Source organism: Acidiphilium multivorum AIU301 (assembly GCF_000202835.1).
Taxonomy (GTDB): Bacteria; Pseudomonadota; Alphaproteobacteria; order Acetobacterales; family Acetobacteraceae; genus Acidiphilium; species Acidiphilium multivorum.
The window spans coordinates 3,158,617-3,178,591 of sequence record NC_015186.1 but is presented as its reverse complement, the minus strand read 5'-3'; the positions used below and the strand labels follow the sequence as shown (position 1 = coordinate 3,178,591).

Sequence of the window (19,975 nt, the reverse complement as noted above, 5' to 3'; positions counted from 1 at the left end):
CGTCTATTCACCGCGGAATGCCGCCGCCCTCTTTGCGAAGAAGGCTGCGCGGCCCTCGCGATGATCGGCGCCGAGAAGCTGCGCAGCCTGCATGCCGGCCTTCCAGGCGAGCGTCGGCATGAGCGACGAGCCGTCGAGGATCTTCTCGCGCGGCGGGGCGACGGCGCGAGTCACGGCGACGCGCCAGCCTCGGCAAATCGCGCGAGACCGTGGTTGACGATCATGACATTGCGCTCGGCCACGCGGGCGCGGAACGATCCATCGCGCCAGATCTCGGTGCGGATCGTCTCGCCGGGCAGGACGGGGGCGGTGAAGCGGAGCTGGAGCTCGCGGAAGCGGGTCGCATCGTAATCGCCGAGGGTCCGCAGCAGCGCATGCGCGACCACGCCGAGGGTGCACAACCCATGCAGGATCGGCCGCTCGAAACCGGCGGCCGCGGCCACGGCGGGGTCGGCATGCAGGGGATTGTCGTCGCCGTTGAGGCGATAGAACAGCGCCTGTTCCGGCCGGGTCGGCAGTTCGACGACGAAATCCGGCGGGCCGCCCGGCACCGGCGGCGGCCGCCGCACCGGGCCGGTGGGGCCACCAAAACCGCCGTCGCCGCGCAGGAACGTGGTGCTGCGAGCCGTGGCGTAGAGCGCGCCACTCGCCGCATCCAGAACCTGCTTTTCCATGTAGAGCAACGCGCCGCGGCCGGCCCCCTTGTCGACCAGGCCGGTCACCCGTGTGCGCCCGACGATCTCGCCCTCGACGGGCAGCGGCAAATGCTGCTCGAGCGCCTGTTCCCCATGCACGAGACGGACCGCGTCGACCCCGATGCGCGGATCGGTCAGCCAGAATCCCGGATGCCCCAGCACGAGCGCCATCCAGGGCAGAGCGTGCAGCTGGCGGTGTTGATCGACAAAGTCGAGCTGGCGCGGATCGGTCGGATCCTGCGCCATGCCGACCGACAACGCATAAAACGCGACGTCACGGGGCGTAACGCGTTGCCTGATATCGGGGATCGGAAAATTCAGCAGCAATTCGGGATCGATTGTCACAATTCCTCCTCAGGTTCACCGAAACCTGCAGGCTCGGGGCAAACCGGATGTCCGGCAGCATTCCGGCATGCACGGGCAAGCAGCGCAAGGTTCCCGAATGTTAGAAATGGCCGGCGCATGTCGATTTACGTCCGCAACGACCGCGCGTCAGCGATCAGGCCGCGCTCGTCCAGGCCGTCGTATGCCGCACGCGATCCTGACGGCACCGGAACGTTCATGGGCTGTGAACCTCTTCGAGGTAGATTCCATTCCGGATAGCATCCGAACTCATGAATGACAATCGGAATGGCGCCGGAGCTTCGGTTGCCCATGCTGTTCGGCGCGACGCTGCTTCCCGCACGTCGCGGCCATGCGGAGCATGTCGCATGACCGCTTTACCAGTCGGCGGATGCTTCCATCGTGCTTGTGCCCGTGCCGGTTTCGGTCCGCAGCGCGAGGCCCGTGCCGGCCCGCCGCGCGACGAGCCGGAAGGGCATGAAGTCGAACAGCGGGCTGAGGCCGCGAAACGTGAAATGCCGTGGCGCGGCGCCGCCAATCTCTGCGGCGAAGTCGAGCAGCAGCGTGGCCTGCAGCGGGCCGTGGACGATCAGGCCGGGATACGATTCCGCCTCGCGCGCGTAGGATCGGTCGTAGTGGATGCGATGGCCGTTGAAGGTGAGCGCCGAATAGCGGAACAGCGTCACCGGGCCGGCCTGCATGTCGCGATGCCATTCGGCATCCTCCGGCGGCGGGCCCAGCGGCACGGGTTCGGCAGGTGGCGCACCACCGCCCGCTGCCGCGCGGTAGACGATGTCGTGCCGTTCGGTCAGGGCGAGGCCGCGTGGCGAGACGATCTCGTGATCGACGGCGACGAAGCAGAGCGGGCCGGCGCGCCCCTCCTTGACCACGACATCCGCGATGCGCGAGCGGCGCTCCACCTCGTCGCCCACGCGCAGCCGGTCGGCGAAGCGCAAGGTGCCGCCGGCCCACATCCGGCGCGGCAGCGGCACGGGCGGCAGGAAGCCGCCGCGCGCGGGGTGACCATCCGGCCCGAGGGCGGCGGTGATCGCGGTGGGCGGGGCGAGGCACCAATGGATTGCGAGCGGCGCGGGATCGCCGGCGCGGGGCGCGGGATCGTCGCGGTCGAATGTCGCGGCGAATTCGCGGACGAGGCGGGGGGCGACGACATCGCGCGCGGTTTCGGTGCGGCCGATCCAGGATTTGAGGTGATCGATATCGAGCGTCATCGTCATGGCGCGGGCTCCGGAGGCGGGGACAATCCGAATTCGGCGAGAACTGTCTCCGTGTGCTCGCCGATCGCGGGGATCGGGCCGTAATCGCGCGCCGCGCCGCGCAGGATCGGCGCCGGCGCGGGCAGCGACACCGGCCCCGCGGCGCTGCCGACCGCGATGCGGCGCAGATGAGGATGGCGGACGAGGGCGGCCATGTCATTCAGTTCGGCGAAGGCGATGCCGGCCTCCGTCAGCCGCGCGATCAGCGCCGCCGCCGGCAGCGCTGCGAAGACCGCGCCCACCGCCGCATCGGTGTCGTGCCGGTGCCGCACCCGCGCGACGTTGTCGGCGAAGCGGGGGTCCTGCGGCATGTCCGGCATCAGCAGCACGTCGCGGCAGAAGACGCGCCATTCGCGCTCACTCTGGATCGAGATCAGCAGCTGCCGGCCATCCTTGGCAGCAAAAACGCCATAGGGCGCGATCGAGGGATGGGCGAGCCCGACGCGCCGGGGCGGGTTTCCGGCCTCGGTGTTGAGCAGAGGCACAGCCAGCCAGTCAGCCATCACGTCGAACATCGAGATCCGGATATCGGCCCCCTCGCCGGTCCGGCCTCGGGCGATCAGCGCTTCGAGGATCGCGGCGTGCGCGGTGGCACCGGTCGAGATGTCGACCACCGAAATGCCGACCCGCGCCGGCTCGCCCGGCCCGCCGGTGATCGAGGCGAGGCCGGATTCAGCCTGGATCAGCAAGTCGTATGCCTTGCGGTCGGCGAGCGGGCCGTCATCGCCGTAGCCGGTGATCGAGCAGCAGATCAGGCGCGGATGGCGGCGCCGCAATGTCTCGACCGGCAGGCCGAGCCGGTCGAGCGCGCCGGGTTTCAGGTTCTGCACGAGCACGTCGGCCCGGGCGATCAGGGCGGCGAGTTGGTTCACCGCCGCCGGTTGCCGCAGATCGAGCGCCACGGATTCCTTGCCGCGGTTGAGCCAGGCGAAATAGGAGCTGCCGGCGGGCGTGGCCTCGTCGTAGAAACGGGCGAAATCACCTTCCGGCCGCTCGATCTTGATCACCCGCGCCCCGGCATCGGCGAGGCGCGACGTGCAGAACGGGGCGGCGACGGCCTGCTCGATGGCGACGACGAGCAGGCCCGCGAGCGGCAGGTCCGGCATCAGTAGGACCTCGGCAGGCCGAGCACATGTTCGGCGAGATAGGAAAGGATCAGGTTCGTCGAAACCGGCGCGACCTGGTAGAGGCGGGTTTCGCGGAACTTCCGCTCGACATCGTATTCCTCGGCAAAGCCGAAGCCCCCGTGCGTCTGAACGCAGACTTCCGCCGCCTCCCACGAGGCTTCGGCGGCGAGCATCTTGGCCATGTTGGCTTCGGCTCCGCAGTTCTGTCCCGCCTCGAACAGCGCGGCGGCGCGATGGACCATCAGTTCCGCCGCGCGCATCCGCGCATAGGCTTTGGCGATCGGGAACTGCACGCCCTGATTCTGGCCGATCGGCCGTCCGAAGACAACGCGTTCCTTCGCGTAGGCGGTCGCCTTGTCGATGAACCACTTGGCGTCGCCGATGCATTCGGCGCCGATCAGGATGCGCTCGGCATTCATGCCGGAGAGGATGTAGCGGAAGCCCCTGCCTTCCTCGCCGATCAGGTTTTCCGCCGGCACGCGGACATTGTCGAAAAACACTTCGGTCGTCGCATGATTCATCATCGTGCGGATCGGCCGGATGGTCAGGCCCGCCTGCCGCGCCTCGCGCATGTCGAGCAGGAAGACCGAAAGCCCGTCGGTGCGTTTCTGCGCCTGCTCGCGCGGCGTGGTGCGGGCGAGCAGCAGCATCAGATCGGAATATTCGGCGCGCGAGGTCCAGATCTTCTGGCCGTTGACGACATAATGGTCGCCCTCGCGCCGGGCGGTGGTGCGCAGCGCCGTGGTGTCGGTGCCGCTGGTCGGCTCCGTCACGCCGAAGGCCTGCAGCCGCAGTTCGCCGCGGGCGATCTGCGGCAGGTAGCGCGCCTTCTGCGCCTCGCTGCCATGCCGCAACAGCGCGCCCATGATATACATCTGCGCATGGCACGCCGCGCCGTTGCAGCCGGCATGCTGCACCTCCTCGAGGATCGCCGCGGCGGCGGACAGGCCGAGGCCGGAGCCGCCATATTCCTCGGGGATCAGCGCGGCGAGCCAGCCGCCCTCCGCCAGGGCGCGGACGAAGGCTTCGGGATATGTCCCCTCACGGTCGAGCTCGCGCCAGTAGGCGCCGGGAAAGCCGGCGCAGAGCCGCGCCACTTCGGCACGGATGGCGGCGTGCGGGTCGTCGCCGGAGACGGTCTCTGGATGATCGGCGGGGCCGGCAGACGGACGGGTCAAATGCTTCCTCCACGGTGGGCTATGCAGCGGGCTGCACCATGGACCATGGTATCCCGATCTGAAAATAGCTAAGTCTGCCGCCATTTCCATCCTAACGTCCGCCGGTGCCAACGTGATTCCTCGCCCCTCCTGCCGCTTCCGCCCTGCTCCCGGATCCCGCGCGTGAGCCCGGGGGGGATCGTGCATCCGCTGGTGGCCGGGCTCGACATGACCGGCACGCTGGTCTTCGCGATGAGCGGGGCGGCGCGCGGCGTGCAGGAGCGGATGGACGTGTTCGGCGTTCTGGTGCTCGCCTATGTCACCGCGGTTTCCGGCGGCATCCTGCGCGACGTCATGATCGGCGCGGTGCCGCCGGAATCGGTGGCGAGCTGGCACAATCTTGCCCTGGCGCTGGCCGGCGGGCTGTTCGTGTTCGCCTGTTTCGGCCTGTTCAGGCGGCTATCGCATCCGGTGCTGTTCTTCGATGCGATCGGGCTCGGCGTGTTCGCGGTGGCCGGAACGCAAAAGGCGCTGGACTACGGAATCAACTGGCCGATGGCGGCGATTCTCGGCATGGTCAGCGCGATCGGCGGCGGCATGGTGCGCGACGTGCTGACCATGCGGGTGCCGACCGTGCTGCACGCCGATATCTACGCCGTCGCCGCCCTGGCCGGCGCGCTGGTGGTGGTGGCCGGCGCTGCCCTTGGCATCGCCCAGCCGCTTGCCGCCTGGAGCGGGCTCGCGCTCTGCGTGTTTCTGCGGATGATGGCGATCTATCGGGGCTGGCGGCTGCCGGCGGCGCGCTGACGCCAGGCTCAGGATGCCGGGCGCTGCAATGTCTTGCGATAGGCTTCCGCCTCCCAGCCGAGCAGCGCGGCCTCCTCGTCGGCGCTCAGCACGCTCAACGCCGCACCTGCCGGCACGAGGCGGGCGACATCGGCGATGCAGCGGGCCATTGCCCGGGCGGAGGCCGAGGCATCGCGCCGCAGCAGCGCGCCCGCGCCGGGCACGAGCACGAGCGGTGCGCCGGTTTCGACCCGCTCCGGCACGCCTGGGCCGAGGAAGATGACATGGTCGGGGTAGAGCGAGCCGGCGCGGGCGACGGCGAGACTTGCCGGGTCGGCGCCGAGCGTGGCGATCTCGGGCGGCGCGGCTTCGTAGCCGGAGCCTGCCGCGGCGCGCGCGAGGGCGGCGTCATCGGCGGGCGCGAGCGGGCGCGCCGCGGCGGCGAGCCGGGCGCGCACGGTCTCGATCAACGCCACGGCACCATCGACCGTTTCCGCACCGACGGTCAGCCCGTGATTGCCGAATACATAGATGGCACGGCCGGGCCGCGCCATCACGCCATCGGCCAGCGGCTGGCCAGGGCGGACATAGGGGACGAAGCCCCAGTCGAGCCCCGCGAGCGCGCCGGCGAGCCGGGCTTCGGCATCGGCGCGCACGGCCGCCGCGATGGTCGCAACGCAATGGACGTGCAGAACCACCCGGTGCGGCATCATCGCGTGCATCGCCGTCTCGATCGAGGGGCGCAGCACACCGCCGCCGATCAGGAAGCGTTTCGCATTCTCGACATCGCCACCCTCGCCATAGGCTGCGCGCAGCGCAACGAAATCGACCGGCACCATCACGTCCTGCCGAGCGGCATCCGCCAGCCACTGGCCGGAAGCCTTGATCCACATCGCCCCGCCGAGCTTGATCGAGGTGTTGCCGCCGGCGGCCTGCACCAGCAGCGGATCGGCGCCGATCCGCGCCGAGGCGGCGACGAGTTCGGCAAGCGCCGGATCGTCCCGGCCGGGCGCCGCGCTCATGCCGCCACCCAGGCGGCGAAGGCCTCGCGCTCGGCGGTGGTCATGTGCAGACCATGCTTGGTGCGGCGATCCAGATAGTCGTCCGCCTCGCGCGCCCATTCGGCGCGGCGCAGATAATCGGCCTCGCATTCGTAGAACAGCCCGCCGAAATGCCGGCCGAGGCCGGCAAGATCACCCGCAGCACCGATCACGTCGGTGGCGCGGGTGCCGTAGAGCCGCGCGTAGTGATGGGCGAGGGTTTCGGGCAGAAAGGGCTTGGCGCGCCGGAACTCCGCAAGGAACCGGTCGAAATCGGCGCCCTCCATGTCGCCGCCCGGCAGCGGTGCCGCGCCGGTCCAGGGGGCCCGCATCGCGGGGAGGAATTTCTGCAGCCGCTCCAGCGCGTGCTCGGCGAGCTTGCGATAGGTCGTGATCTTGCCGCCGAACACCGACAGCAAAGGCGCCTCGCCCGGTTGCTCGTCGATATCGAAGACATAGTCGCGCGTCACCGCCGAGGGGTTCGCCGCCTTGTCGTCATATAGCGGGCGGATGCCGGAGAATTCGGCCACGATATCGTCTTCGGTGAGCGGCCGCTTCATGTAGCGGTTGACGGCGCGCAGCAGATAGGCGCGCTCCGCCGCATCGATCGCGACATCTTCGGCGGCGCCGTCATAGGGAATGTCGGTCGTGCCGATCAGGCAGAGATCGTCCTCATAGGGATTGACGAAGATCACCCGCTTGTCGTCGTTCTGCAGGAGATAGGCCTGCGGACCATCCCAGAACTTGCGGACGACGATGTGGCTGCCCTTGACCAGGCGCACCTTCGCCGGCGTGTTCAGCCCGATCACGCCCTGCATGACTCCGGCAACCCACGGACCAGCGGCGTTGACCAGGACGCGGGACGTCACCGCTTCCGTCGCGCCATCGGCGGCGCGCAGGGTCACGTGCCAGACCCCGCCCTCGCGCCGGGCCGAGGCGGCCGCGGTGCGCGGGCGCACGGCGGCGCCGCGTTCCGCGGCATCGAGCGCGTTCAGGACGACCAGCCGCGCGTCATCGACCCAGCAATCGGAATATTCGAAGGCCCTGGCGTAGTCCGCGCGGATCGGCGCGCCCTCGGGCGCGCGGCGCAGGTCGAGCGGGCGGGTGCCGGGCAGCTTCTCGCGCCCGCCGAGATGATCGTAGAGAAACAGGCCGAGGCGGATCATCCAGGCCGGGCGCTGCTCCGGGCTGTGCGGCAGCACGAAGCGCATCGGCCAGACGATGTGCGGCGCGGCGCGCAGCAGCACCTCGCGCTCGATCAGCGCCTCGCGCACCAGGCGGAACTCGTAGTATTCGAGATAGCGCAACCCGCCATGCACGAGCTTGCCCGAGCGCGACGACGTGCCCTCGGCGAAATCGCCCTTCTCGCAGAGCAGGGTTTTCAGGCCGCGGCCGGCGGCATCGCGGGCAATGCCCGCGCCGTTGATGCCGCCGCCGATGACCAGGAGATCGTAGTCCGCATTCATGCGGCATCGGCTCCGGCGTCATCCTGCAGGCCGTAGCCGGAGAACTGGGCCAGCGTTGCGTCGATGTCGGCGGCGCTGAGGATGTGCGGCTTGCCGAGCACGAGCGCGTGGTAATACTGCCGCGAAATGGTTTCGAGCTCGACCGCGCGCCACATCGCCTTGTCGAGATTTTCGCCGAGCACGATCATGCCGTGATTGGCGAGCAGGCAGCCCATGCGTCCTTCCAGCGCCTTCAGCGCATGCACCGAAAGCTCCTTGGTGCCGAACGTGGCATAGGGAGCGCAACGCACATCGACCCCGCCAAAGGCCGCGACCATGTAGTGGCAGGCCTCGATGTCCCGCCGGGCGATGGCGAGCGTGGTGGCGAAGGTGGGGTGGCTGTGGACGATCGCGTTCACTTCAGGCCGGGCGCGCATGATGTCGAGATGGAAGCGCCATTCGGTCGAAGGTTTCAGCTTGCCCGTCCAGGCGCCGTATTCGCCCTCGATCGGCATGGCGGCGATCATGTCGGGCTCGATCAGGTGATAGGGCGTGGCGGAGGGCGAGATCAGCATCGTGTCGCCGTGGCGGACGCTGATGTTGCCGGACGTGCCCTGGTTGATGCCCAGCGCGTTCATCTGCTGGCAGGCGGAGATCAGGGCCTTGCGAAGGTCGAGGTCGCTCATGTCGGGGGAGCCTTTCAGTCTTTGTCTGTTAACGGGACGTCAGCAGGGATTGAGCGGCGGCTCGCCGGCGAGAAAGCGGCGCAGTTCCTCGGCGGCGGCCTCGGCGGCGATCGTTACGGTCTTCACCGAGGCGCCGGCGATGTGCGGCGTCAGGGTCACGTTCGGCAGGTCGAGCAGGCCCCAGTCGGCCGGGACCGGTTCGATGCCGAATGTGTCGAGCGCCGCGCCCGCGAGATGGCCGCGCCGCAGCGCGTCCTCGAGCGCCGCATAGTCAAGCAGCGGGCCACGCGCGGTGTTGACCAGATAGGCGCCTGGCTTCATGACCGCGAGGCGGGCGGCGTTCATCATCCCGGTCGTCTCCGCCGTCACCCGCGGATGCAGGGTGACGACATCCGATTCGGCCAGCAGCGTTTCCAGCGAGGCCGGCGCGACACCATCGGCAAGATCCGCCGCAGCGAGCCCGACATAGGGATCATGCACCAGGATGCGGCAGCCGAAGGGCTTGAGCAGGCGGACGACGCGGGTGCCGATCTGACCATAGCCGATGATGCCGACGGTCATTTCCGACAGCTCGCGGCCGGTGAGGTCGGCGCGGTAGAGATCGCCGCGCCAGTCGCGCCGGCGCAGCGAATCGTGCCCCGCGCCGATCAGCCGGGTCTGCGCGAGGATGGCGCCGATGGTGAATTCGGCAACGGCGCTGGCATTGCGGCCCGGCGTGTTGACGACGCGGATCTGGCGCAACCGGGCGGCTTCCATGTCGATATTGACCGGCCCGCCGCGCGATACCGCGATAAGCCGCAGATGCGTCATCCGCTCCAGCATCTGCGCGGAAACCGGGGCGAGATGGGTGACGAGGATTTCCGCATCGCCCACGAAGGCGGCGATCTCGTCCGGATCACCCTGGTATTCCTTCAGCCCGTCCATGCCCGGCTTCGCATAGCCATGCTCCATCGGCTCATCCGGCCAGGGCAGCGTCATCGAGCGAAGCGCGAGCGCATCGCCGCAGCGCGCCGCGATGGCGCGCGCGAACATCTCGGGACGCATGAAATTGTCACCGATCACGGCGCAGTCGCGTTTCTCAGCCGCCATGGAATTTCTCTCCGAACGAAGCAAACCGGTGCCAGAAGGGCGCGTTGGCGAGTCTGGCCTCCTGATAGATGGGGAGTAGCCCCTCGTAGCGCGCCATCAGCGCCGGGTCGGGCAATTCGGGTTCGCCGAGCAACGGCGCAATCCAGGCGCGCGCGCAAGTCGCAAGGTCGGGCATGATGCCGAGCGAGACGGAGGCGATCATCGCCGCCCCCAGCGCCCCGCTGCCGTGTTCCTTGACGATTCGCACCTTGCGGCCGAGCATCGCGGCGAAGATCTGCCGCATCGCCGCCGAGCGCGACGCGCCGCCGGTCAGGCTGATGATCTCGGGCGCGCCGCCGATCGCCGCATAACAGTCCGCCGCCGCGAGGGCGAGGCCTTCATAGATGCTGCGCATCATGCCGGGCAGGTCGAGCCCGCGGCCGATGCCGGCGAGGCTCGCCCTCGCCCGCGCATCGGTGAACGGGCCGCGCTCGCCGCCGGCCGAGATGTAGGGGTGCCAGACCGCAACCGCCGGTGGGGCCGCAGGCACCGCGGCATCGAGGGCTGCGAGGAGGGCGGCGGAATCCGGCTCCTGCCCGGCCAGACGCAGGGCCTGCCCGGCAATGCCGACCAGCCAGTCGATATTCAGCGTCGCCGCCAGGGTGGATTGCAGCAGCGCCGTCTTGCCCGGCACCGGGAAGACCATGCGGTAGCCGCTCAGCGGCGCATCGGCCGGGCGTTCGAAATCATCGTCGGCGAGGCGGATGTTCATGCCCGTGCTGCCGATGATCGAGGTGCCGGAATCGGCGTCGATCCCGTAGAGACCGGCACCAAGGGCGCTGCACAGCACGTCGACATAGCCGAGCACGACCGGCGTGCCGGCCGGGATGCCGAGCCGGGCCGCGGCATCGGCGGATAGCGGGTGATGCGTCGTCACCCCATCGACGATCGGGGGCAGCTTGCCGGCCTCGGGACGCAGGCCGAATGCATCGATCACCGTGTCGGAATAGGCGCGGCTTCGCCACGAGCCGAAGGTGAAGCAGCCTTCGGAGGGGTCGGTCGCGCGGGTGCCGGTGAGGCGGAAATAGAGCCAGTCCTTGCAGTGCAGGGCGGTGGCGGCGCGGGCGAGCTGTCCGGGGCGGTTCGCGCGCAGCCACAGAAGCTGGCCGGATTGCTGGCAGGCGGCGGGACCGGTGCCGGATTCGGCGAAGATCGCGCGCCCGCGGGCATCGGCGCGAATATCCTCGATGATCGCGCCCGCCCGCGCATCCAGCCAGAGCAGCGCGGGGCCGACCGGCGCGCCGGCGGCGTCGATCAGCCAGGTGCCGTCACCCTGCCCGGTGACCGCGAGGCCGACCACCTCGGCGCCTTCGAGCCTGGCGACGAGGCCGGCGATCACCGCCGCGGCGGCGTCCCAGGTCGCCTCCATGTCCTGCTCGACACCGCCACGCCCGTCCTCGACATAGTGGTTCTGCCTTGATTCGAGGGCCACCGGCCGGCCCTCGATGTCGAAGGCAACGGCCTTGAGCACCGAGGTTCCGGCATCGAGCGCGACAATCACCTGCTTTGTCATGACACGGCTCCATGCGCGAGCGCGATACCGCTCGCCTTGTCGAACACATGCAGATCGGCGGGATCGAAACCGAAGGGCACGGTGCTGCCGAGACGCGCGCCGAAACGCTCGGGATGAATGCCGATCAGCATCCGCCCCGCCGCCTCGATCGCGACATGCGCCTGATCACCGAGCCACTGGTTCGAGACGACCTCGCCCTGGAACGCCCCGGTGCCGAGATGCAGCCGGTGGGGCCTGAGGCCCAGCACCACGTCACGGCCCGGCTCGATCCCCGGAGGCAGTGGCGCGGGAATCCGCAGCGCCACCGCGCCGGCTTCATCGAGCGCCTCGAACCCCTGCGCGGTCGCGCGGCCCGGCAGCGTGTTCATCGGCGGCTCACCGAAAAAGGTGCCGACGAAGAGATTGGCGGGCCGCTCGCGCAGATCCGCCGGCGAGCCGAACTGCTGCAACACGCCGGCTTCCATCACCGCGATCCGGTCCGCCATCGCGTTCGCCTCGCCCTGGTCGTGGGTGACGAGAACGGCGGTGTAGCCGCGCTCCTTGATGCGCGCCTTCACCCGGCCGCGCAGCACGGCGCGCAACTGCGGCTCCAGCTGGCCCATCGGCTCGTCGAGCAGGTGCAGGTCGGCGCGGCGGATCAGCGCCCGGGCAAGCGAAGCGCGTTGCTGCTGGCCGCCGGACAGCCCGTTTGGCTTGCGGCCGAGGATCGGGCCGATTTCGAGCAGGTCGGCCACCTCGCGCACTTCCTGTTCCACCGCCGCCTTGTCCCGCCGTTCGCCGCGAAGGGCAAAGCCGATATTCTCGGCGATGGTCAGCGGCGGATAGAGCGCGTAGCCCTCGAACGCCATGGCCACGCCGCGGCGGGCGGGGGGCAGCGTGTCGATCCGCCTGCCGGCCAGATTGATCGTGCCGTGGCTGACCGTTTCGAACCCGGCAACCATACGCAGCGTCGAGGTCTTGCCGCAGCCGGATGAGCCGAGCAGCGCGATGATCTCGCCGTCCGCGATGTCGAGATTCATGGTGCGGACGGCGTGGACGGGATGGCGCGAACCCTCGCCGTAGATCTTGTCGACGTTTTCGAGAACGAGACTCATGCGCTCACCTCCTCGGCGACCGGGGATGTCGCGACCGCGAGGCCGCTCGCCGCGTCGAACAGCGTGCCCGCCCCGGGGGCGATGCCGACATGAAGCTCCGTCGCGGCGGGTGCGGCGGCCTCGCTCGCCACCAGTTCGGTGCCGTCCGCCAGGCGCAACAGGACGATCTGCCGCTCGTTCATCGGCGTCACCGCGAGCACACGGGCCGGCACGCGGCCTGGGCTGCCGACGTCGTGCAGCGTGACCGCCTCGGGGCGGACTCCGAAAACCGGCTCGGCCGGGGATGCCGCGGCAAAACCGAAAGCGAGACCCGCGACGTTCACCCGGCAGCCGCCGCCGGCAGCCACCCCGCGCGCGGGGATCAGGTTCATCGGCGGATCGCCGAACAGCCGCGCGACCGCGATCGTCGCCGGATTGTCATAGACCTCCGCCGCGGGCGCGCATTGCACGATTGTGCCATCGAGCAGCACGGCGACGCGCTCGCCCATCGCCATCGCCTCGCGGAAATCCTGCGTCACATAAACCGAAGCCGTTTCGCGCGCGGCAAGCAGGCGCGGCAGCTCGATCCGCATCTCGTAGCGCAGCTTGGCATCGACGTTGCGGAGCGGATCATCGAACAGGATCAGCCGCGGCTCGCCGACCAGCGCGCGGGCCAGCGCCGTGCGCTGTTTCTGCCCGTTGGAAAGCGCGCGCGGCGCATGGTCGAGCACATGGCCGATGCGCAGCAATTCCGCCACCGCGTCGACGCGGCGCGCGATCTCCGCCGCATCGCGCTTCTGCGCCCGCAGCGGACTCGCGATGTTCTCGCGCGCCGACATGTGCGGATAGAGCGCGAAGTTCTGGAAGGCGACGCCGATATGCCGCGCTTCGGGTGCGGCATCGGAAACATCCCGCCCCTGTAGCAGCACACGACCGCGCGCATTCGGCTCAAGCCCGGCGATCGCGCGGAGCATCACCGTCTTGCCGACGCCGGACGGACCGAACAGAACGACCCGCTCGGACGGCGCGACATCGAGCGCGACATCGCGGAGCACCTCGTGCGTGCCGAACCGGACCGACAATCCTGAAACCGAGAGCGCGCTCATCCCTTCACCGCCCCGAGGCTCAGCCCCTCGACCAGCCAGCGCTGCGCGTAAAGCGCGATCGCGAAGGTCGGAATGATCGACAGCACGACAGCCGCCGCTATCTGACCGTATTGAATGCCCGACGCGGTGACGAAGGCGAGCGCCCCGACCGTGACCGGCTGCTTCGAGCCTGACGCCAGCACCAGCGCGAAGATGAAGTTGTTCCAGGCGAAGATGAAGGAGAGCAGGCCCGCCGCCGCGATGCCCGGCCCCGCCAGCGGGATCGCGATCTTCACGAAGCCTCGGAACCAGGAATGGCCGTCCACCCGGTAGGCATTCTCGATGTCCGGACTGACATCCTCGAAATAGCCGCGCACGATCCAGAGGATCAGCGGCAGGGTGATGAGCTGGTAGATCCAGATCAGCCCGGCATAGGTATTGTCGAGGCCGATCTGCTGGAACTCGAGCGAGAGCGGCAGAAGCACGAGCAGCGGCGGCGCGAATTTCAGCGAGAGCAGCGTGAAGGCCATGTCCTCCCCGAGGCGGAACTTGAAGCGCGCGAAGGCATAGGCGGCGGGAACGCCGAGGATGAGCGCGAGCACCACCGAACAGGACGACAGCAGGAACGAGTTGAACAGGTTGTGCATGAAGGCGATGTTCAACTGGCCGACGGAGGTGCTGAGCCGGCCGGTGATCAGCGCGATGTAGTTCGAGAGCGTCGGGCTGAAGACCAGCTTCGGCGGCAGCGAGAGAATCTGCGAATTCGTCTGCAACGACATGACCGCGATCCAGAAGATCGGAAACATGAAGAACAGGACGATGAGCGTGAGAGCGGCGCCACGAAGCAGCCGCAGGGAGCGGTCATGCACCGGCATGGTTCCTTTCCCGCATCTTGTGCCATTGATTGACGAAGAGCTTGGAGAGCACGAAGGTAATGGCCCACAGCACCATCAGGATCGCAGCCGAACGGCCGACATTCGTGTTCTGGTAGAAATCGACATAGGCGCGCACCTGGAACACCATCAGCGCATTGCCAGGCCCACCCTGCGTCATGCCGTAAACGATCGAGAATTCCTGGATGGCCGACAGCAGGCGGAAGAGCGTCGCCGTGATGATGTAGGGCATCAGCATCGGCAGCGTGATCCGGAAGAAGACGAAGCGCGCGGGCACGCCATCGAGCCGGGCGGCCTCGAAAGGCTGGGTCGGCAGCGAACGCAGCCCGGCGAGCAACAGGATCATGATGAACGGGGTGTTCACCCAGATATCGATCAGCACGACGCTGAACATGGCCGTGCTCGGGTCGGAGGCCCAGCGGAAGCCGGTGAACCCAAGTCCGTTGACGATCCAGGCATAGACCCCGAAATTCGGATTGGTCATCAACTTCCAGATCAGCGAGGCGATGACCGGCGCCACCATCAGCGGCAGCAGCAGCGCGACCGAGATGATATTGTTGATGCGTGTGCGCTCGCGCAGCAGCATCGCGATTCCGAGGCCGAGCAGAAGTTCGAGAATGACGCTGGCGCCCATGTAGATCATGGAAACCGCGATCGTGTGGAGAAAGTCGGAACTTGTGAAGAGATCTATGTAGTTGCCGATCCCCACGAAATGCCGGCCGGCCGGAAACGCCATGTTATAGGCTTCCAGGCTGTAATACGCCGCCGTGAAAAACGGGACGAGAATGCCGATGCAGACGAGCAGCGCCGGCAGGCTGAGCAGATAGGGCAGCACCGTGCCGCGCCGGGTGACGCGGGCAGGATGCGTTTGCCCATCAATGACGGTCTCGGACATCGAGCTCTGTTCCGCTGGAGGATAGGGAGTGGCGCGGCACGACGGGAGCCGTGATCATGCCGCGCCGGCGCCTTCAGATTCCGGCGCTCTTCATTTCGTGATCGATATGCGCGGCGAGCTTGTCGAGGCCCTCATCAACGCTGACCTCCTTGGCGACCATGCGCTGCAGCGCCGCCGCCCACTCGGTGGTGACATTGAAGAAGAGCGGCTGCGGGGTGAAGTAGATCTTGGCGTCGGGTAGCGATTTTTCGAATGCGCTGTAGAAGCCTGGATAATTCTTGTCGAGCCGCGCCTTGAAGGCGGGATCCTTCCAGGTGGTTTCACGCACGGGATCGACAAGCTGCTTCTTGACGCCGCCAAAGATCCCGAAATTCTTGCCGCTCGCCCACTGGATGAAATACCAGGCGGCATCCTTCTGGTGCGAGAAGCTGCTCATCGCCAGCGACCATATCCAGACATTGGAGGTGGAGTGGTCCATCTTCGGATTCGGCACGAAGGGCGCGTAACCGATATGGCCGGATTCCTTGTTGCCGGGACCGTTCTCGAAGAAGCCGATGATATTGGCATCGTAGATCATGCCGCAGCGGCCGGCGCCGAGATCCTGCGCGACTTCGTACCACGTATAGGTCGCCCAGTTCTTTGGACCGCATTTCTGGATCATCTCGACCCAGAGCTTGTTCATCTCCTTGCTCTGCGCGGAATTGACGACCGATTTCATGCCCTTCGCGGAAACGTCGAAATCCTTCGCGCCGTAATTGGTGTAGGCCGAGAGATAACCAGGATGGATCGTTGCCCAGGACCGGCTGCCACGCACGGAGACACCGTAGGCGCCGCCGGCATCCTTGGTGATCTTCGTGCCGATCTCGATCATGTCCGGCAGGTTCTTCGGCGGCTCCAGCTTGAGCTTGTCGAAGATACGCTTGTTGTAGCTGATGTTGTAGAGCTCGAACCCGAGCGGTATCGCCCATTGCTTGGCGTTCTTGCTGCCCAGGGCCTCACCCGGCTTGCCGGACCACGCATCGGACTTGCGGAGATTTTCGATGATGCCGTTGAAGTCGTAATTCGGCGCGGTCTTCGACGAATCCTTGAGGTATTCGTTCATGTCGACAAGCCATCGCGCCGGGCCATATTGCCAGGTCTGGTAGGCGCCGGTCATCAGCACGTCGTAACGGTTCGAATGCGAGGAGAGTGCCGCCGTCACCTTGTCGAAATACACGTCTTCCGGAAAGATGTCGTACTCCACATCGATCCCGGTCATCGCCTTGAAATGCGCGAGGTCGGCGATCATCGCGTCGGCATAGGGATGCTTGTTGAGAAGCAGGCGCAGCTTCTTGCCCTTGTGAGCCTGCCAGTTGAAGTCCGCGGCCATCGCCTGCGTGACTGCCCCGCCCAGGGCGAAATTCACGGCAGCGGCACCGACGCCGAGCGCGCCCGCACGCCGCGCGAAATCGCGGCGAGAGATGTTGCCGTTCACGAAATCGGCGGCTAGATCCTTGATCTTGTCAGTCATTGGTCCTCCCATTCTCTGGTCTGGTCCTCGGAGGTGTCCGGCGACGACATGTCGTCGGCAAGCGCCGAGGCAGTTTCTTCATCGGTAATGAATGCCGTAACGATGCCGCTCTTCAGTGCGGCATCGATCGCGCGGCGCTTGGCAGTTCCACCCGCCATCGCGATCACTTCGCGGCCGCGCATCACCTCGGGATCGATGGCGATGACACGATCCTGCAATTCGGTTTCGACTCGCTGGCCCGCAGCATCGAAAAAGGTGCCGAGCAGTTCGGCCACGGCGCCATCCCGCCGCGCAGCGGCGAATTCAGCTTCGAGCACCATGCCGCTCATCCCGAGAAAGGCCGATGGCTTGACCTCGCCGATGCCCAGCAGAAACAGCCCCGCATCCGCCGCGAGACGGAACGCGTCGGCGACGCCGCGCTGACGAAACAGCACGGCGCGGTCCTCCGGCGTGTTGGCATAGAACGGAACGGGCGGCAGATAGGCGGCAGCGCCCGTCTTCTGTGCAAGGGCATGAACCACGTCGAACGGGTTGGTGCCGACGCGGCGCGGCACATCACCGAGCACGGAGACCACGGTCAGTTCGGGAAACGGCACGGCTTCGAGATGATCGACCGCCGCGGCAACCGTTCGTCCGTGGCCAACACCGAATACGGTGTGGCGGCGGGTTTCGAATACTTCGGCGAGATAGTCGGCGCCGGCACGCCCGAGTGCGGAAAAAAGCCCCTCGGGGTCGGGCGGCGTCGGCACGACCCGGCAGAAATCGAGCCCGTAGCGTTCGGTAAGCCGCCGCTCGAGCGTCACACAGGACGCAACCGCACCGCCGATCGAGATACGGACAATGCCGCTCGCCATCGCCCGCGCGATCAATCGCTGGACGCGCGTCTGCGGCATACCCAGCGCGGCACCGATTTCCGACTGGGTCATCGAGCACTCGTAGTAGAGCCACGCCACCCGTGTGGCGAGTTCCATATCGTCGTTGCCCAATCGTCGGCTGGACCGTGCCACCGCGCTTCCTCTCCTGAATAATTTTGTATCGACACGGAGAAATATTCGGTTTACAGACGTTGTCAACGGAAATCGTCGCTGCGACGCAGCAAGAAATTGTGTATACGCGTGCAATGCCGGATATATCCTGAGAAAAATGCTGAAATATTCAATGTTGAATATTCGAAATGACAATTAGGCAGCGATTCGGGGGGAACGGCAAAATGGATGAGGTGCCGGATGCGGGGCGGCTCGTGGTCGGGGTCGATCTCGGGACGTCGGGCGTGCGCGCCATCGCGATCGATGACAGCGGCACGATCGTCGCCGAGGGTCGTGCCGCGATCTCCGCCACACGTCGCCGCGATCCTGCCTCGATCTGGTCCGCCGTCACCTCCGCGCTCGACATGCTCTGCGCGGCGCTGGACCCGCGCCGCATCGCGGCCATCGCGGTCGATGGCACCTCCGGCACGATCATTCCTACCGACATGTCAGGCGCGCCGATCGGCCTGGCCACGCTGTATAATGACAAGGCCGAAGCCGCTTCCGTCGCGCGCGTCAGCGCTGCCGCACCGGAAGACAGCCCGGCGCGCGGACAATCCTCCCCCCTCGCGCGTATGCTCGACCGCGCTTCCCTTCCGGGCCTCGCCGGCTTCCTGCACGAGGCGGACTGGATCGCCCACCGTCTCGGCGCGCCCCATGGCGTTTCGGATGCCAACAACGCGCTGAAATCGGGATACGATCCGCGCGCCGGCCGCTGGCCGGGGTGGATTGCGGCCACTGGCCTCGACCTCGCGTTGCTGCCCAGCGTCGTCGAGCCAGGCACCCCGGTGGGCCATGTCGGCGCGGATATCGCCACCCGCTTCGGCTTTTCACCCGAGGCCCGCCTCGTCGCCGGCACGACCGATGGCTGTGCATCCTTCCTCGCCACCGGCGCCGACACGGCGGGCGACGGCGTTTCCGCCCTGGGTTCGACACTGACGGTCAAGCTGCTGTCGGAACGTCCGGTCTCCGCGCCCGCCTTCGGCGTCTACAGCCACCGCCTGCTCGGGTGCTTCCTGCCGGGCGGTGCATCGAATGCCGGCGCCGCCGTACTCGCCCGTTTCTTCACGCCCGACCAACTCGCGGCACTCTCGACGCGCATTGATCCGGCGCGGGATTCGGGACTCGACTACTATCCCCTGCCGAGCCCCGGCGAGCGCTTTCCGGTGAGCGATCCGGCGCTGCCGCCCCGGCTCGAACCGCGGCCGGACGACGATGCCCGCTTCCTGCACGGGCTGCTCGAAGGCCTCGCGCGGATCGAGGCGGAGGCCTATCGGCGTCTCGCCGAACTCGGCGCGCCGCCGGTTCGCCGGATTTTCAGCGTCGGCGGCGGGGCTGCCAATCCGGTCTGGACCGCACTGCGCGCCCGGATCATCGGAGTCGAGGTGACCGCCGCAACCCACACGGAAGCAGCCTATGGCGCGGCCCGCCTCGCGCGACACGGAGTCGCCACATGACGATCCGCGCCATCTCCGGACTCGCCGCTCTCGCGGATGCGGCGGATGCCTTCCTGATCGACCAGTTCGGCACGATCCACGATGGCGAAACGCCCTATCCCGGCGCGATCGAAACGCTGCGGACGCTGCGCGCGGCGGGCAAGCGCGTCATCCTGCTGTCCAATTCAGGCCGCCGCGCGTCGAACAACATCCACCGTCTCGCCGCGATGGGCATCACCGCTGACTGCTTCGACGCGTCACTATGCTCCGGCGAGGTCGCCTGGCAGGTCCTGCGCGCGGCGCCGCCGGCATATCTCCGCCGCCGCTGCCGGGTACTGCTCTTCGCCCGCGATCCGGCGCTCGACATTCTGGAGGGCTTCGACATCGCGCCAGTCGAAACGGCCGAAGAAGCCGACCTCGTGATGATCGCCGGATCGGAAGCCGACCGCCATGGCTACGATGCGCTTTGGTCACGCATGGCGCCGGCGGCCACGCGCGGGGTGCCGGCGATCTGCACCAATCCCGACCGCCTCATGCTCGCGGGCGGCCGGCTGCATCCGGGCGCCGGCGCCCTGGCGGAGGCCTACCAAGCTGCGGGAGGAACAGTGCGCTGGTTCGGCAAGCCTCATGCCGACGTCTACGACGCCGCCCTCGCTCTGTTGCCCGGCGTTCCCCACGCACGCATCTTCGGCGTGGGCGACAGCCTCGAACACGACATCGCCGGCGCCGTCGCGGCGGGTTGCCGGGGGCTTCTGGTCCGCACCGGGATCATCGACGGGCTCGACGACGCGGCCCTGCGCGTCGAAATGCGACGGTTTTCGACCCTGCCGGACGCCGTCGCCCCGCGCTTCGCATTCTGAGGCTG

19 protein-coding genes are annotated in these 19,975 nt (G+C 67.7%); 3 read left to right on the top strand and 16 right to left on the bottom strand.

Annotation, left to right across the window (positions count from 1 at the left end; all coding sequences use genetic code 11):
• Positions 1-3 precede the first annotated feature (3 nt).
• The 5 genes from ACMV_RS20915 to ACMV_RS14415 all read right to left on the bottom strand — a co-directional run bounded on the left by ACMV_RS20915 (position 4) and on the right by ACMV_RS14415 (position 4,616).
• Positions 4-174 (bottom strand): hypothetical protein, encoded by a 171-nt coding sequence (locus ACMV_RS20915; protein ID WP_013640893.1) that lies wholly within the window; start codon positions 172-174, stop codon positions 4-6.
• Positions 171-1,040 carry a MaoC/PaaZ C-terminal domain-containing protein gene (locus tag ACMV_RS14430; protein ID WP_007422634.1) on the bottom strand — a complete coding sequence of 290 codons (870 nt, stop codon included), beginning with the start codon at positions 1,038-1,040 and terminating at the stop codon, positions 171-173. Before ACMV_RS14430 ends, ACMV_RS20915 begins: the two co-directional genes overlap by 4 nt.
• Positions 1,041-1,414: 374 nt before the next feature.
• Positions 1,415-2,272 (bottom strand): FAS1-like dehydratase domain-containing protein, encoded by an 858-nt coding sequence (locus ACMV_RS14425; protein WP_013640892.1) that lies wholly within the window; start codon positions 2,270-2,272, stop codon positions 1,415-1,417.
• Entirely contained in the window at positions 2,269-3,417 is a 1,149-nt protein-coding gene (locus ACMV_RS14420) for a CaiB/BaiF CoA transferase family protein (protein WP_012040154.1), read from the bottom strand. The genes ACMV_RS14425 and ACMV_RS14420 overlap by 4 nt, the downstream gene beginning before the upstream one ends.
• Complete coding sequence (locus ACMV_RS14415) at positions 3,417-4,616, bottom strand: acyl-CoA dehydrogenase family protein (protein WP_013640891.1); 1,200 nt, start codon at positions 4,614-4,616, stop codon at positions 3,417-3,419. Before ACMV_RS14415 ends, ACMV_RS14420 begins: the two co-directional genes overlap by 1 nt.
• Positions 4,617-4,778: 162 nt before the next feature.
• On the opposite strand from ACMV_RS14415, the gene ACMV_RS14410 reads away from it, so the two are divergent.
• Positions 4,779-5,402, top strand: a complete 624-nt coding sequence (locus tag ACMV_RS14410; protein ID WP_007422638.1) for a trimeric intracellular cation channel family protein — start codon at positions 4,779-4,781, stop codon at positions 5,400-5,402.
• 8 nt (positions 5,403-5,410) lie between these two features.
• On the opposite strand, the gene ACMV_RS14405 is transcribed toward ACMV_RS14410, so the two are convergent.
• The 11 genes from ACMV_RS14405 to ACMV_RS14355 all read right to left on the bottom strand — a co-directional run bounded on the left by ACMV_RS14405 (position 5,411) and on the right by ACMV_RS14355 (position 17,656).
• Complete coding sequence (locus ACMV_RS14405; protein WP_013640890.1) at positions 5,411-6,403, bottom strand: class II aldolase/adducin family protein; 993 nt, start codon at positions 6,401-6,403, stop codon at positions 5,411-5,413.
• Positions 6,400-7,887: a glycerol-3-phosphate dehydrogenase gene (locus ACMV_RS14400; RefSeq protein ID WP_013640889.1), complete on the bottom strand. Its 1,488-nt coding sequence runs from the start codon at positions 7,885-7,887 to the stop codon at positions 6,400-6,402. The genes ACMV_RS14405 and ACMV_RS14400 overlap by 4 nt, the downstream gene beginning before the upstream one ends.
• Positions 7,884-8,552 carry a class II aldolase/adducin family protein gene (locus ACMV_RS14395; protein WP_007422608.1) on the bottom strand — a complete coding sequence of 223 codons (669 nt, stop codon included), beginning with the start codon at positions 8,550-8,552 and terminating at the stop codon, positions 7,884-7,886. Before ACMV_RS14395 ends, ACMV_RS14400 begins: the two co-directional genes overlap by 4 nt.
• Before the next feature lie 39 nt (positions 8,553-8,591).
• Entirely contained in the window at positions 8,592-9,641 is a 1,050-nt protein-coding gene (locus ACMV_RS14390; RefSeq protein ID WP_007422609.1) for a 2-hydroxyacid dehydrogenase, read from the bottom strand.
• Positions 9,631-11,193: an FGGY-family carbohydrate kinase gene (locus tag ACMV_RS14385; RefSeq protein WP_012040149.1), complete on the bottom strand. Its 1,563-nt coding sequence runs from the start codon at positions 11,191-11,193 to the stop codon at positions 9,631-9,633. Before ACMV_RS14385 ends, ACMV_RS14390 begins: the two co-directional genes overlap by 11 nt.
• Entirely contained in the window at positions 11,190-12,287 is a 1,098-nt protein-coding gene (locus ACMV_RS14380) for an ABC transporter ATP-binding protein (RefSeq protein ID WP_013640888.1), read from the bottom strand. The genes ACMV_RS14385 and ACMV_RS14380 overlap by 4 nt, the downstream gene beginning before the upstream one ends.
• Positions 12,284-13,372 (bottom strand): ABC transporter ATP-binding protein, encoded by a 1,089-nt coding sequence (locus ACMV_RS14375; RefSeq protein ID WP_007422612.1) that lies wholly within the window; start codon positions 13,370-13,372, stop codon positions 12,284-12,286. The genes ACMV_RS14380 and ACMV_RS14375 overlap by 4 nt, the downstream gene beginning before the upstream one ends.
• Positions 13,369-14,226: a carbohydrate ABC transporter permease gene (locus tag ACMV_RS14370; RefSeq protein WP_012040148.1), complete on the bottom strand. Its 858-nt coding sequence runs from the start codon at positions 14,224-14,226 to the stop codon at positions 13,369-13,371. Before ACMV_RS14370 ends, ACMV_RS14375 begins: the two co-directional genes overlap by 4 nt.
• Positions 14,213-15,139 carry a carbohydrate ABC transporter permease gene (locus ACMV_RS14365; RefSeq protein WP_007422614.1) on the bottom strand — a complete coding sequence of 309 codons (927 nt, stop codon included), beginning with the start codon at positions 15,137-15,139 and terminating at the stop codon, positions 14,213-14,215. The genes ACMV_RS14370 and ACMV_RS14365 overlap by 14 nt, the downstream gene beginning before the upstream one ends.
• 73 nt (positions 15,140-15,212) lie before the next feature.
• Positions 15,213-16,649, bottom strand: coding sequence for an ABC transporter substrate-binding protein (locus ACMV_RS14360; protein WP_012040147.1), 1,437 nt, complete (start codon positions 16,647-16,649; stop codon positions 15,213-15,215).
• Positions 16,646-17,656, bottom strand: coding sequence for a sugar-binding transcriptional regulator (locus ACMV_RS14355; protein WP_012040146.1), 1,011 nt, complete (start codon positions 17,654-17,656; stop codon positions 16,646-16,648). The genes ACMV_RS14360 and ACMV_RS14355 overlap by 4 nt, the downstream gene beginning before the upstream one ends.
• A 203-nt stretch (positions 17,657-17,859) precedes the next feature.
• Here ACMV_RS14355 and ACMV_RS14350 point away from each other — a divergent pair, with 203 nt between their 5' ends.
• Both ACMV_RS14350 and ACMV_RS14345 read left to right on the top strand, forming a co-directional pair.
• Positions 17,860-19,131: an FGGY-family carbohydrate kinase gene (locus tag ACMV_RS14350; RefSeq protein ID WP_013640887.1), complete on the top strand. Its 1,272-nt coding sequence runs from the start codon at positions 17,860-17,862 to the stop codon at positions 19,129-19,131.
• Positions 19,128-19,970, top strand: coding sequence for a TIGR01459 family HAD-type hydrolase (locus ACMV_RS14345; RefSeq protein ID WP_012040144.1), 843 nt, complete (start codon positions 19,128-19,130; stop codon positions 19,968-19,970). Before ACMV_RS14350 ends, ACMV_RS14345 begins: the two co-directional genes overlap by 4 nt.
• Positions 19,971-19,975 lie beyond the last annotated feature (5 nt).

Bases quoted from the DNA above. Each gene is read 5' to 3' on its own strand.
- ACMV_RS14390 (WP_007422609.1), bottom strand. From the start codon at position 9,641: ATGGCGGCTGAGAAACGCGACTGCGCCGTGATCGGTGACAATTTCATG.
- ACMV_RS14350 (WP_013640887.1), top strand. From the start codon at position 17,860: ATGGATGAGGTGCCGGATGCGGGGCGGCTCGTGGTCGGGGTCGATCTC.
- ACMV_RS14405 (WP_013640890.1), bottom strand. From the start codon at position 6,403: ATGAGCGCGGCGCCCGGCCGGGACGATCCGGCGCTTGCCGAACTCGTC.
- ACMV_RS14375 (WP_007422612.1), bottom strand. From the start codon at position 13,372: ATGAGCGCGCTCTCGGTTTCAGGATTGTCGGTCCGGTTCGGCACGCAC.
- ACMV_RS14370 (WP_012040148.1), bottom strand. From the start codon at position 14,226: ATGCCGGTGCATGACCGCTCCCTGCGGCTGCTTCGTGGCGCCGCTCTC.
- ACMV_RS14395 (WP_007422608.1), bottom strand. From the start codon at position 8,552: ATGAGCGACCTCGACCTTCGCAAGGCCCTGATCTCCGCCTGCCAGCAG.
- ACMV_RS14360 (WP_012040147.1), bottom strand. From the start codon at position 16,649: ATGACTGACAAGATCAAGGATCTAGCCGCCGATTTCGTGAACGGCAAC.
- ACMV_RS14400 (WP_013640889.1), bottom strand. From the start codon at position 7,887: ATGAATGCGGACTACGATCTCCTGGTCATCGGCGGCGGCATCAACGGC.
- ACMV_RS14380 (WP_013640888.1), bottom strand. From the start codon at position 12,287: ATGAGTCTCGTTCTCGAAAACGTCGACAAGATCTACGGCGAGGGTTCG.
- ACMV_RS14420 (WP_012040154.1), bottom strand. From the start codon at position 3,417: ATGCCGGACCTGCCGCTCGCGGGCCTGCTCGTCGTCGCCATCGAGCAG.
- ACMV_RS14365 (WP_007422614.1), bottom strand. From the start codon at position 15,139: ATGTCCGAGACCGTCATTGATGGGCAAACGCATCCTGCCCGCGTCACC.
- ACMV_RS14385 (WP_012040149.1), bottom strand. From the start codon at position 11,193: ATGACAAAGCAGGTGATTGTCGCGCTCGATGCCGGAACCTCGGTGCTC.
- ACMV_RS14345 (WP_012040144.1), top strand. From the start codon at position 19,128: ATGACGATCCGCGCCATCTCCGGACTCGCCGCTCTCGCGGATGCGGCG.
- ACMV_RS14425 (WP_013640892.1), bottom strand. From the start codon at position 2,272: ATGACGATGACGCTCGATATCGATCACCTCAAATCCTGGATCGGCCGC.